Annotated in this window: 12 protein-coding genes; 10 read left to right on the plus strand and 2 right to left on the minus strand. The window is 71.8% G+C overall.

Features of this window, described 5'->3' with window-relative positions:
- Positions 1 to 54: 54 nt before the first annotated feature.
- Positions 55 to 498, minus strand: coding sequence for a hypothetical protein (locus tag K8Z49_RS28485; RefSeq protein WP_021593839.1), 444 nt, complete (start codon positions 496 to 498; stop codon positions 55 to 57).
- 195 nt (positions 499 to 693) lie between these two features.
- Between K8Z49_RS28485 and K8Z49_RS28490 the strand changes: the two genes are divergently transcribed.
- On the plus strand, positions 694 to 1353 hold the full coding sequence (locus tag K8Z49_RS28490) for an HAD family hydrolase (RefSeq protein ID WP_412515675.1): 660 nt from the start codon (positions 694 to 696) through the stop codon (positions 1351 to 1353).
- Positions 1354 to 1397: 44 nt separating this feature from the next.
- Complete coding sequence (recQ, locus tag K8Z49_RS28495) at positions 1398 to 3227, plus strand: DNA helicase RecQ (protein WP_412515676.1); 1830 nt, start codon at positions 1398 to 1400, stop codon at positions 3225 to 3227.
- 158 nt (positions 3228 to 3385) lie between these two features.
- Here the strand turns inward: recQ and K8Z49_RS28500 are convergent, their stop codons facing one another.
- Positions 3386 to 4720 (minus strand): flavin monoamine oxidase family protein, encoded by a 1335-nt coding sequence (locus tag K8Z49_RS28500; protein WP_021593842.1) that lies wholly within the window; start codon positions 4718 to 4720, stop codon positions 3386 to 3388.
- Between the two features lie 57 nt (positions 4721 to 4777).
- On the opposite strand from K8Z49_RS28500, the gene K8Z49_RS28505 reads away from it, so the two are divergent.
- The 8 genes from K8Z49_RS28505 to K8Z49_RS28540 all read left to right on the plus strand — a co-directional run bounded on the left by K8Z49_RS28505 (position 4778) and on the right by K8Z49_RS28540 (position 11647).
- Positions 4778 to 5368, plus strand: a complete 591-nt coding sequence (locus K8Z49_RS28505) for a TetR/AcrR family transcriptional regulator (RefSeq protein WP_075022796.1) — start codon at positions 4778 to 4780, stop codon at positions 5366 to 5368.
- A gap of 65 nt (positions 5369 to 5433) precedes the next feature.
- Entirely contained in the window at positions 5434 to 5922 is a 489-nt protein-coding gene (locus K8Z49_RS28510) for a DUF5666 domain-containing protein (protein ID WP_143118626.1), read from the plus strand.
- Positions 5923 to 5984: 62 nt separating this feature from the next.
- On the plus strand, positions 5985 to 6671 hold the full coding sequence (locus K8Z49_RS28515) for a response regulator transcription factor (protein ID WP_021593845.1): 687 nt from the start codon (positions 5985 to 5987) through the stop codon (positions 6669 to 6671).
- Positions 6668 to 8011: an ATP-binding protein gene (locus K8Z49_RS28520; RefSeq protein ID WP_412515677.1), complete on the plus strand. Its 1344-nt coding sequence runs from the start codon at positions 6668 to 6670 to the stop codon at positions 8009 to 8011. Before K8Z49_RS28515 ends, K8Z49_RS28520 begins: the two co-directional genes overlap by 4 nt.
- An 88-nt stretch (positions 8012 to 8099) precedes the next feature.
- Complete coding sequence (locus K8Z49_RS28525; protein ID WP_075022798.1) at positions 8100 to 9068, plus strand: alpha/beta hydrolase; 969 nt, start codon at positions 8100 to 8102, stop codon at positions 9066 to 9068.
- The gene (locus K8Z49_RS28530) at positions 9065 to 9916 is read left to right on the plus strand and encodes an SDR family NAD(P)-dependent oxidoreductase (protein WP_177287795.1); all 852 of its coding nucleotides are present in this window, start codon (positions 9065 to 9067) and stop codon (positions 9914 to 9916) included. Before K8Z49_RS28525 ends, K8Z49_RS28530 begins: the two co-directional genes overlap by 4 nt.
- 256 nt (positions 9917 to 10172) lie before the next feature.
- Positions 10173 to 10808 (plus strand): acetate uptake transporter, encoded by a 636-nt coding sequence (locus K8Z49_RS28535; RefSeq protein ID WP_412515678.1) that lies wholly within the window; start codon positions 10173 to 10175, stop codon positions 10806 to 10808.
- A gap of 17 nt (positions 10809 to 10825) precedes the next feature.
- The gene (locus tag K8Z49_RS28540; protein WP_412515679.1) at positions 10826 to 11647 is read left to right on the plus strand and encodes an alpha/beta fold hydrolase; all 822 of its coding nucleotides are present in this window, start codon (positions 10826 to 10828) and stop codon (positions 11645 to 11647) included.
- Positions 11648 to 12561 lie beyond the last annotated feature (914 nt).

Here is a 12561-nt window from a genome sequence, read left to right on the forward strand (position 1 = left end):
CGCGTCATCCCTCCCCTTGACGATTCGCCCGGACGGCGGCGTCATCTTCGCGGACTACTCGGCGCGGTCGAAGAACGGGGAGGTCGCGGGGATCTGCGAGCGGTTCCCGGCGGGCCGTCCCGCGACGCGCACGCCCTGCACGGCCGGCTCGCGGGGCGGGGCCTGCCGCGGGCCCGACTGCTTGACGCGGGCGAGTTCGCGCTGGAGACGGCGCTTCTCCATCTCCAGGGTGGTCAGCGACTCCTCGTGCTCCTCGCGGAGGTCGCGCAGGTCGCGGCGGTCGCGGACGCGCCGGGCCGCACCCATGAAGGTGAGCGTCAGGCCGCAGACGAGGACGAGGGCGACGCCCGCGCCGGCGAGGAACACCTGCCACTCGTTCTCCAGTGCGGGCACCGTCTGGCCGAAGAGGACGAGGTTCGCCGGGTCGGTGTTGTCCAGGACGATGCCGACTCCGACGGTGATGGCGGCGGCGACCAGGAGAAAACCGAGGAACACCATGAGCAGATCTCCTCTGCAGTGACTCCGGAGGGGGGGCGGAGGGTCTCCACGATGCCAGACTGCAACTGGATCTTGTCGCATTCGTCGGATAAATACGTTTCGTCCCCACCGCGTCACCGCAGGTGGTGCCGGAGGTTCCGGCCCGATCGCACCGGGTAGTGACGGGACGTCGCACCCGAGAACCGTGGAGGGCCCATGTCCGTGCAGGCGATCGTCTTCGACCTGGACGGCGTCCTGATCGACTCCGAGCCGGTGTGGGAGGAGGTGCGGCGCGCCTACGTCGCCGGGCGCGGCGGGCGCTGGCTGCCCGACACCCAGGAGCGGCTCATGGGCATGAGCACCGAGGAGTGGGCGGACTACATCGCCACCGACCTCGTCGACGGCGTGGCGGCCGAGGAGGTCGCCTACGAGGTCATCGACCACATGACGCAGCGGTACGAGGCCGGGCCGCCGATGCTGCCGGGGGCCGAGGCCGCCGTCCGCCGGATGGCCGAGCACCGTCCGCTGGGGCTCGCCAGCTCGTCCCCGCGCGCGTTGATCGACCTGGTCCTCGGCAAGGTCGGCGTGGAGAGCCTGTTCCGCGCGACCGTGTCGACCGAGGAGGTCGACCGCGGCAAGCCCGCACCGGACGGGTACCTCGCCGTGGCCGCCCAGCTCGACGTGCCCGCCGGTGACTGCGTCGCGGTCGAGGACTCCAGCAACGGCATCCGGTCGGCGCACGCGGCGGGCATGACGGTGATCGCGATCCCGCGTCCAGCGCATCCGCCCGCGCCCGACGCGCTCGCGCTGGCCGCGCACGTGGCCGAGGACCTCGACGAGCTGACGCCGGAACTCGCGGACGTTGTCCACAGGTGAGGTTTCGGCGGACGGGTGTCGCGAGCGGTTCATAGTATGGCCCGGTGACTTCCCCTGAGACCCCGGAGACCCTCGACGCCCTGCGGCGCGTGTTCGGTTACGACACGTTCCGGGACGGCCAGCGGGAGATCATCGAACACGTCGTCGCCGGCGGGGACGCGCTCGTCCTGATGCCGACCGGCGGCGGGAAGTCGCTGTGCTACCAGATCCCGGCGCTCGTCCGGAAGGGCACCGGCATCGTCATCTCCCCGCTCATCGCCCTCATGCAGGACCAGGTGGACGCGCTGCGCACCGCCGGCGTCCAGGCGGGCTTCCTCAACTCCACGCAGGACCTCGACGAGCGGCGGGTCGTCGAGGCGCAGTTCGTCGCGGGCGAGCTCGACCTGCTGTACCTGGCGCCCGAGCGGCTGAAGCTCGCCTCGACCGTCGAGCTGCTCGACCGGGGCGACGTCTCGCTCTTCGCGATCGACGAGGCGCACTGCGTGTCCCAGTGGGGGCACGACTTCCGTCCCGACTACCTGATGCTGTCCGGCCTGCACGAACGCTGGCCGGACGTCCCGCGCATCGCCCTCACCGCGACCGCCACCGAGGCGACCCGCCGCGAGATCGCGTCCCGGCTCCAGCTGGAGCAGGCCCGGCACTTCGTCGCGAGCTTCGACCGTCCGAACATCCAGTACCGGATCGAGCCGAAGACCGACCCCAAACGCCAGCTGCTCCGCCTGCTCCAGAACGAGCACAAGGGCGACGCGGGGATCGTCTACTGCCTGTCCCGCAACTCGGTGGAGAAGCACGCCGCCTTCCTCACCGAGAACGGCATCGAGGCCCTCCCGTACCACGCGGGCCTGGACTCCGAGACGCGCGCCGCGAACCAGGCGCGCTTCCTCCGGGAGGACGGCCTCGTCATCGTCGCGACCATCGCGTTCGGCATGGGGATCGACAAACCCGACGTCCGGTTCGTCGCCCACCTCGACCTGCCGAAGTCCGTCGAGGGCTACTACCAGGAGACGGGCCGCGCCGGGCGCGACGGCCTCCCGTCCACCGCCTGGCTCGCCTACGGCCTCCAGGACGTCGTCAACCTGCGCAAGATGATCGACGGCGGCGAGGGCGACGCCGCCCACCGCCGCCGCCAGAGCCAGCACCTCGACTCCATGCTCGCCCTCTGCGAGACGGTCGAGTGCCGCCGCGTCCAGCTGCTGAACTACTTCGGCCAGTCCGGCGAGCCCTGCGGCAACTGCGACACGTGCCTGAAGCCGCCCGAGACGTGGGACGCGACCATCTCCGCCCAGAAGGTGCTGTCGGTGATCGTCCGGCTCGACCGGGAACGGCGCCAGAAGTTCGGCGCCGGCCACATCGTCGACATCCTCCTCGGCAAGAAGAACGCCAAGGTCATCCAGTTCGACCACGACGCGCTGAAGTCCTTCGGCATCGGCACCGAACTGCGCGACGTCGAGTGGCGCGGCGTCATCCGCCAGCTCCTCGCGCAGGGGCTCGTCGCCGTGGAGAGCAACCACGGGACCCTCGTCCTGACCGACGCCAGCGCCGACGTCCTGCGCGGGCGGCGCACGGTGATGATGCGCCGCGAACCGGAACGTCCCACCGCGAAGGCGGCGAAGACCGCCAAGACGGCCAAGGCCCCGGTCGAGCTCCCCGCCGAGGCGGCCCCGGTCTTCGAGCGCCTCCGCTCCTGGCGCGCCGCCACCGCGAAGGAGCAGGGCGTCCCCGCCTACGTCATCTTCCACGACGCCACCCTGCGCGAGATAGCCACCGCCCTCCCCACCACCCTCACGGAACTGGGCCGAGTCAACGGCGTAGGCGAGAACAAACTGGCCAAGTACGGCGACCAGGTCCTGGAAACCCTCGCCACCCCCGCCTGACCCACCAGCGCCGCGGGACGGTTCACAAGGCGATCTCTTCGGCGGCGCGGTGGCCCGCCTCGCCAGCGCGCCGCCCAGTGACCCCGCACGCACACCCCCCGGGCGAGCGCCCGGAACGGCGGCCCGCAGCAACACACCCGCCGACGCTGGGAGACGGTTCACAGAGTGATCTCGTTGGCGGCGCGGTGGCCTGATTCGGCGGCGCCGTCTATGTAGCCGGCCCAGCGGGTCGCGGTTTCGGTGCCCGCCCAGTGGAGTGGGCCCACGGGACGGCGGAGTGCGGGGCCGAAGCGGGTCAGGGTTCCGGGTGTGGCGAAGGCGCCGTAGCAGCCGCGCGAGTACTCCTCCTCGGCCCAGTCCTGCTCGATGTAGGCGGCCGGCTCCTTCGCCCGCGGGCCGAAGTAGCCGGTCAGGTCGGCGATGACCTGGGCGCGGCGTTCGCTGGCGGTCAGGCGGGCGGCGATGTCGGCGTGCCGTCCCTCCAGGAAGCCGACGATCACGCCCGGCGACCCGCTCTCGGGCGTGTTGTCGAAGGTGATGCCGAACGGGCGCCGGTCGCTGGTGACCTGGCCGCTGAGGCCGTCCGCGCGCCAGAACGGCTCGTCGTAGACGACGTTGATCTTGATGACGCGGCCCATCGGCATGCGCTGGACGAGCTGGTCGCGGTCGCCGGGCAGGCCCGGGGTGTAGCGGATCCGGGCGGCGAGCGGCGGCGGGACGGCGATGATCGCGCGGCGCGCCCGGACCTCCCGCGAGGGCGTGCGGAGCGTGACGGCGTCGTCCGTCCACTCGATGCCGGTGACCGGCGAGTCCAGCACGACCCGGTCGCCCAGCTCTTCGGCGAGGGCCAGGGCGATCCGCTGCGAGCCGCCGGAGACGCGGTCCTGCTGCGCGCCCCCGGCCGTCTCGATCAGCGGGTCCAGGCCGCCGGCGGACGCCATGTAGAAGCCCGCCCACAGCGCCGACATGTCCGCCGCCTCGGCGGAGAAGACCGCCTGGGTGATCAGCCGCATGAATCCGCGGCCGTTGCTCGTGTGCAGGTTGCGGCGGAGCCACGTCTCGAACGTCTCGTCGTCCAGCCTGGCGGCGTGCCGGGCGGTCCACGGCGCGTCCGGCGGGATGCCGCGCACCATGCGGGCGATGCGCAGCTGGCCCTGCGCGATGTCGGCGAGCGCCGCGGGCGACAGGCGCGGGATGCGGCCCGCGTACTCGCGCCGGACGCGCCCGAGCTCGGCGATGTGCCGCCCGTCGTCGTAGGTCGGGTACGTCGACAGGCCGAGCTCGTCGATCAGCGCGAGCACTCGGTCCTGGCCTGGGCCGACCCACTGGCCGCCGATCTCGATGGGTTCGCCGCCGGGCAGCTCGGCGTTCAGGATCCGCCCGCCGACCCGGTCGCGGGCCTCCAGGACGACCACGTCGTGGCCGGCCCGCCGGAGGTCACGGGCGGCGACCAGCCCGGCGACCCCGGCTCCGACGATCGCGATGTCCGCCATGATCCCTCCCATACGCGGCGCATCTGACATACGCCATGTATGTGTTATACATGGCGCATGGAGGAGCGGGTCAAGAGCCGGCGGGAGCAGTACGCCGAGAGCACCCGCACGGCGCTCCTCGACACCGGGCGCCGATTCTTCGCCGAACGGGGCTTCAGCGGCGTGTCGGCGGAGGAGCTGGTCCGTGCCGCCGGCCTGACCCGCGGGGCCCTCTACCACCACTTCGCCGGCAAGCAGGGGCTGTTCGAGGCCGTCTTCGAGGATCTGGAGGCCGAGGCGGCGGACCGCGTCACCGCCGCCATGGCCCGCGAGGACGCCCCGCGTGCGCGGGCGACCGCCGGCACCCGCGCCTTCCTGGAGATCTGCTCCGACCCCGCCTACCGGGAGATCGTCCTGCTCCAGGGCCCCATCGCGCTCGGCTGGGAGCGATGGCGCGAGCTCGACCAGCGGTACCTCGGGACGATCCTCACCGGCGTCCTGGCCGCGCTCCTCGGCGACTCCGGCCCGCATCCCCTCGGCCTGACCGCCGCCGCGTTCTACGGCGCGCTGACCGAACTGGCCCTCGCCGTGGCGAGCGCGCAGGACCAGGCGCCGGCCCGGGAGCAGGCCCTGCGCCTCGTCGGCGCCATGCTGGACGGCGTTCGGTGAACTCTCAGGGTTCTCCCAGGAACGGGCGGGGACTTCTGCCAGACGCCGCCGCTTCCATGGTCCGCATGAGAACCAACCGGAAGACGATCGCCGCCACGGCCGGTGCCGCCGGGCTCCTCGGGCTCGGCCTCTACCTCGCCGTCCCGGCCGCCGCCGACGACCCCTCTCCCTCGCCGAAGGCGACCACGGAATGGGGCCACCGGGGCGAGGGACGCCCCGGCTGGGGGCACCCGGGTATGGGAGGACACCCGTTCTGGCGGGCCGGGGGCATGCGCGGCGTCCACGGCGAGGCCACCGTGAAGCGCGACGGCGGCTTCCATCTGGCGACCTGGCAGCGCGGTGACATCACGTCCGTGTCCGCCACCGCGGTGACCGTCCGCAGCGAGGACGGCGTCTCGTGGACGTGGAAGGCCGACGACGAGACCCGCGTCCGGAAGGACGGCGACAAGTCCGCCATGACGGACCTGAAGAACGGCGACCAGGTCCTCGTCGCGGGCGAGCGCTCCGGCGACACCCGGACCGCCCGCTTCATCCGCGTCCCCAAACCCCGCTAGGCCCTGCCCCCGGGCGGTACCTTCGGGCAGAAGGGACGGGACGAGATGACCTGCGGGAGCCGATGAGCGAGAGCCGGCGCGTGCTCGTCGTGGACGACGAGGCCAACATCCGCGACCTCATCGAGGTCGCGCTGCGTTTCCACGGCTTCGCCACCGTCACGGCGGGCACGGGCGAGGAGGCGTTCGCGGCGGCCCGCAGGGATCGGCCCGACCTCGTCCTGCTGGACGTGATGCTGCCCGACCTGGACGGCTTCGAGGTGTGCCGGCGCCTCCGCGCGGACGGCGACCAGGTGCCGGTGATCTTCCTGACCGCGCGGGACACCCCGTCCGACACCGTCACGGGCCTCACGCTCGGCGGCGACGACTACGTCACCAAGCCGTTCTCGATCGAGGCGCTCATCGCCCGGGTGCGGGCGGTGCTGCGCCGGGCGGCCCAGCCCGCGGCGTCCCCCGAGGACGCCGTCCTGCGCGTCGGCGACCTCGAACTGGACGAGGCGCACTGGACGGTGCGCCGCGGCGGCGTCGCCGTTGACCTGTCGCCGACCGAGTTCCGGCTGCTGGCCTTCCTGATGCGGAACGCGGGCATGGTGCTCTCGCGGTCCCAGCTCCTGGAGGGCGTGTGGGGGTGGGACCACGGCAACCCGCAGGTCGTCGAGACCTACGTCAGCTACCTGCGCCGCAAGCTGGACCCGCTCGGCACCCCGCTCATCCACACCCAGCGCGGGGTGGGCTACGCGCTGCGGCCATGACGCTCAACGCCCGGCTGCTCACCGGCCTGCTCGCGGTCACCACGGCCGGGCTGGCCATCATGGGCCTGGTCAGCGCGCTGGTGCTGAACGGGTACCTGATGCACCGCGTGGACGGGGAGCTCCTGGCCTCCCGCGAGTACGCCGTGGCACGGCTGCTTCGGCCCGGCTTTCACCAGCAGGGGGTGGCCCCGGCCCAGTTCGTGGTGCTGGCCGTGGGGACGCAGGGGTCCGTCCGCGTGCTCAGCGGCGACGAGCCGTCCCCCGAAAGGGCCGTCGCGGAGGTGCAGCGGCTCGGGACGGGCGGCCTCGCCGCCCGCGCCGAGAGGGGAGAGCCGTTCTCCCTGCCCGGGCTGCGGGCGGTGGCGCGCCCGTGGCGGGGCGGCTTCGTCGTCGTGGCGTCCCCCCTCGACGACATCCACGCGGCCGTGCGCAACCTCGTCCTGTCCGAGATCGCCACGGCCGCCCTCCTGCTCGCGGCCCTGGTCGTGCTCGGCCGGTGGCTGATCCGCCGCGGCCTGCTGCCGCTGAGCCGGATGGCCGCCACCGCGAACGCGATCACCGCCGGCGGCGACCTGCGCGCCCGCATGCCGGACCCGGGGCAGCGCACCGAGACCGCCCGGCTCGCCGCCGCCATCAACGTCATGCTGGAGCGGATCGAGCAGGCGTTCTGGGCGCGCAGCCGGTCCGAGGCGCGCGTCCGCGAGTTCGCCGCCGACGCGTCCCACGAGCTGCGCACCCCGCTGACCGCCATCCAGGGTTACGCGGAGCTGTACCGGCACGGCGCCCTCGGGCCCGACGAGCTGCCCGACGCGATGCGCCGCATCGAGGAGGAGGCGAGCCGCATGAGCAGCCTGGTCACCGACCTCCTCGAACTCGCCCGGCTCGACCGCGGCGCGTCGCTGAACCCGGTCCCGACGGACCTGGTCGCCCTTGCCCGGGACGCCATGGCCGACGCGACCGCCGCGGACCCCGACCGTCCCATCGTGCTGGACGCCCCCGACACTCTCGTCGCGACCGTCGACGAGGCCCGCATCCGCCAGGTCTTCGCGAACCTGCTGGCCAACGTGCGTGCCCACACACCCCCTGGAACGTCCGCGACCATCCGCCTCGCGCCGAACCTGATCGAGGTCTCGGACGAGGGACCGGGCATGACCCCCGAGGACACCGCCCGCGCCTTCGAGCGCTTCCACCGCGCCGAGAAGGGCGGCTCCGGGCTCGGCGGGACCGGGCTCGGGCTGCCCATCGTCGCCGCCATCGCCGCCGCCCACGGGGGACACGCCGAACTGCTGTCCGCGCGATCCAAGGGAACGATCGTCCGCGTCACCCTCGGCTCCCGCTGAGCGGGACGGGACGGTGCCGGGACCCGCGGCGTCCTGCACAGTCCGAGGGGTCGGCACCCCGAACCTCACCCCGAACCGAAGGATCCGCATGGCGGGCTGGAGTCACCGGTACGCGCGCATCAACGGCCTGGACGTCCACTACGTGGAGCAGGGGGAAGGGCCGCTCGTCGTCCTCCTCCACGGGTTCCCGCACCTGTGGTTCAGCTGGCGCCACCAGATCGGGCCGATCGCCGGCGCCGGGTACCGCGTCGTGGTGCCCGACATGCGCGGAATGGGAGGCACCGGCGGCCCGGAGGACCACCGCGAGTACGACGTGGACCGGATCGTCGGCGACCTCACCGGGCTCCTCGACCACCTCGGCGAGACGAAGGCGGTGTTCAGCGGCCTGGACTTCGGGCTGTTCGCCGCCTACGACCTCGCCCACCACCACCCGGAGCGCGTCGCCGCGATCATCGGCCTGGAGAACCCGTTCTTCACTCCGAGCAAGGAGTCACCGCTGACGCTGGCGGCGCGGCAGGCCACAAGGCATTTCAACCACATCCATTACTTCAACGCTCCCGGAGTCGCCGACCGGGAGTTGGCCGCCGCACCCCGCGAGTTCCTGCGGAAGCTGTTCTACGCGCTCTCCAGCGACTACCACTATCTCGACGTCTGGCGGCAGCCGCCGGGGACGTCCTATATCGACGCGCTGCCGGAAACACCGCCGCTCCCATGGACGTGGCTGACCGAAACGGAACTGGAGTTCTACGTCGACGCCTACAGCCGCAGTGGCTTCACCGGTGGGCTCAACTGGTACCGGGCCATGGATCTGTCCTGGGAATACCGCAAGTCGTACGGGGACCGGAAGAACCCCGTCCCGTTCTACTTCATCGGCAGCGAACAGGACACCGACCTTGAGGGCTGGCACGGCCCCGATCCGCTGAGCCGGCTGGAGGACCACCATGCCGACGTCCGCGGTGTCCGGATGATCAAAGAGGCCGGCCACATGATGCAGATGGAGAAGCACGCCGAGACGACGGCGGCCATGCTCGAATTCCTCACGGGAGGCGGCCGGTGAGCCGCGTCGTCGTTGTCACCGGCGCCAGCCGCGGCGCCGGAAAGGGAATCGCGCTGGCGCTCGGCGAGACCGGCGCGACCGTCTACGTCACCGGGCGGACCCGCGCCGAGGGCGACGCCGGCCTCCCCGGCACGGTGTTCGCCACCGCCGAGGAGATCGGCCGCCGCGGCGGCACGGGCGTCCCGGTGATCTGCGACCACTCCGACGACGCGCAGGTGGAGGCGCTGTTCGCGCAGGTCGGACGCGACCACGGCCGGATCGACATCCTCGTCAACAACGCGTTCACGATCCCGGACGGCCTCGCCCGGAGGGGCCCGTTCTGGGAGAAGCCGCTGGCGCTCCAGGACATGTTCGACGTGGGCATGCGCTCGGCCTACGTGGCGAGCTACTACGCCGCCCCTCTCCTGATCCGCGGCGACGGGGGCCTCGTCGTCAACACGTCGTCCTTCGGAGGCCGCTGCTATATGCACGGCCCCGCCTATGGCGCGGGGAAGGCCGCCGTCGACAAGATGGCCCACGACATGGCCGTCGATTTCCAGCCCTACGGCGTCGCCGCCATCTCCCTCTGGATGGGGCTGCTGAAGACGGAACGGAACAGGGCCCTCTTCGAAGGCGTCCCCGACCAGTACAAGGCGTTCGCCGCGGGCGCCGAGTCCCCCGAATTCAGCGGCCGGGTCATCGACGCCCTCGCGCGCGACCCCCGGCTGATGGAGCGGACCGGGCAGGTCCTCATCGGCGCCGAGATCGGCGCGGAGCTCGGGGTGGTGGACGTCGACGGCGGCACCCCCTCGTCCCACCGCGAAAACCTGGGCGACCCGCCCACCTTCAACCCGGCCGTGGTGAAGTAACGGCAACGTCTCCTGCTCGGCGGCGTCGATACCTCCACCGACGCGGTCAGTGCCGGACAAAGCATCGGGCAATGGGCTTCCGCATATCCCCATTCCCTTGCCAAGCCGCCGCGTTCGATCCCCCGCGCGCCGGTTAGGGACGGCGGTTCGGGAATACCCGTGGGACGTCCGGACGCCGTCGTCCGCATTCCTTCGTCCATCCCGGCTTCCCGGACCGAGCGAGACAAGGCGACGGGACTCCAGCAAAGGAGGGACCATGACCCGCGTCGAGCAAGAGTCCACCCCCCGGACACAGCCCGCAGTGGCCGACCCCGCCCCGCTGGGGCTGGCGGCCCTCGCCCTGACCCTGTTCCTCCTGTCCGCCAAGAACGCCGGCTGGACCGACGGCACCGACGCCTGGCTCGGCTACGCCTTCGCCTACGGCGGCCTCGTCCAGCTGCTGGCCGGCATGTGGGGGTTCCGCGACCGCAGCGTGTTCTGGGCCACGGCCTTCTCGTCCTACGGCGCCTTCTGGATCGGCCTCGGCCTGTACGTCGTGCTCCTCGCCGGGCAGACCAACGCCGCGCAGGAGACCAACGACCTCGCCTGGATCCTGCTCGCGTTCGCGATCTTCAACACCTACATGACGATCTGGGCGACCCAGGTCAACCAGGCCGTCCTCGCCGTGTTCGTCACCCTGGAGGCCACGCTGATCATCCTGTTCATCGGGTACTTCGCCGGCAGCGACGCCACGATCAAGATCGGCGGCTACATCGGGATCCTGACCGCCCTCTGCGCCTGGTACGCGTCCGCCGCCGGCGTCATCAACGGCATGACCGGCCGCACGTACCTCAGCGTCGGCAAGCCCCTGCTCAGGGAGATCATGCCCACCACCGGCTCCCGCCCCCGCTGACCCAAAGGAGGGAAGAGATGGGCTTCATCACCACTGACGACGGGACGAGGATCTTCTACAAGGACTGGGGCACCGGACGTCCCGTCGTCTTCAGCCACGGCTGGCCGCTCAACGCCGACGCCTGGGACGACCAGCTGAGGCTGGTCGCCGAGAACGGCTTCCGAGCGATCGCCCACGACCGGCGGGGCCACGGCCGCTCCGACCAGCCGTGGAACGGCAACGACATGGACACCTACGCCGACGACCTCGCCCGGCTCCTGGACGAGCTCGACGTACGGGACGCCGTCCTCGTCGGCCACTCCACCGGCGGCGGCGAGGTCACCCGCTACATCGGCCGGCACGGCACCGGACGGGTCGCCAAGGCCGTCCTGCTGGGCGCCGTCCCGCCGGTCATGCTGAAGAGCGACTCCAACCCGGAGGGCACGCCGATCGAGGTGTTCGACCAGATCCGGGCAGGGGTGGCCGCCGACCGATCCCAGTTCTACAAGGACCTGGCGGAGAGCTTCTACGGCTTCAACCGTCCCGGCGCGTCCCGCTCGCAGGGAGTCGTGGACGCGTTCTGGCTGATGAGCATGCAGGTGGGTCTCAAGGGCGCCTACGACTGCGTCAAGCAGTTCTCCGAGACCGACTTCACCGCCGACCTCCAGCGCATCGACGTCCCCACCTTCGTCGCCCACGGCGAGGACGACCAGATCGTCCCCATCGCCGCCGCGGGCCTGAAGACCGCGCAGATCGTCAAGGACGCCACCCTGAAGGTCTATCCCGGCGCCCCGCACGGCCTCACCGGCACCTACAAGGACGACTTCACCACCGACCTCCTCGGCTTCATCGAGTCCTAGCGAACTTACTCACACCGCTGCCGCCTCACCTGCCGGTGAGAGGTCCCGGACCGGCGTGTCGTGCTCGCCGGGGCGACGTCCGGGCTCGTCCCGCCGCCGGAGAGCTGTTGGCCCCCGGGCACAGCGGCCCAGGCCCACGACACCGGGGGCCGCACCAGGCTTGCCGCGCTGCGCGGGTTTCTGGGGCGGGTAGAGCCAGGACGGCGGCGGAGTGTGACGCCGCACGGACTGCGGCATACGACGGCGCGGCAGATCGGTCCGTCCACCACGGTGAGTCGGGGCCGGTGGATCCGTCCGGGTGCGTTGAGTTCCGTGTGGACGCGGTCACCCGGCATAGCGTGCCCAGCCCGCTGGGTCGGGGTGGGTCGGTTCCCGGGCGGAGGGCGGACCGTTGGGACCATTGCCATGGCCGGGCGCGCCCGGCCGGATCCCGCACGTCTCGGCGGCCTGCGGGCTCGCTCAGGAACGGGCGCCGGCGGCATCCGGGGAGCACCGAGGGGTTCAGGACGATGTCGACGGAGGGCCGCTGTCCTCGTCCACCGGCGTCCAGGTGACTACGAGTGCCCCTCCCGGACATCGACTGCAATGCCCGTGGTGCAGCGTCACCGAATCGGTGGTCGAGACGCCTGCTCGCCAGACGTACGCACGCCCGGATGCTTGGGGCGCGTCAGCGGCGGGCGGTGGCGAGGAAGGGCGATCAGGGCGAAGGTTTTGGCGAGGGCCTGCGCGATGAGGAACACGGCGGCTGCGGACAGCGGGGCGTCCAGCGCCAGTAGTGCGGGCGCGCAGCCGAACAGAGCGACGTCCGGCAAGGACCCACAGGAACGGGCCGGTCGGCAACGAATCGGTGGGGGATCACCGGCATCGAGTGATCGACCGGACGCCGCCGCGCCATCCGCAGCCCCCGGCGGCCA

It is taken from the genome of Actinomadura madurae (assembly GCF_047130825.1).
Lineage (GTDB): Bacteria > Actinomycetota > Actinomycetes > Streptosporangiales > Streptosporangiaceae > Spirillospora > Spirillospora madurae.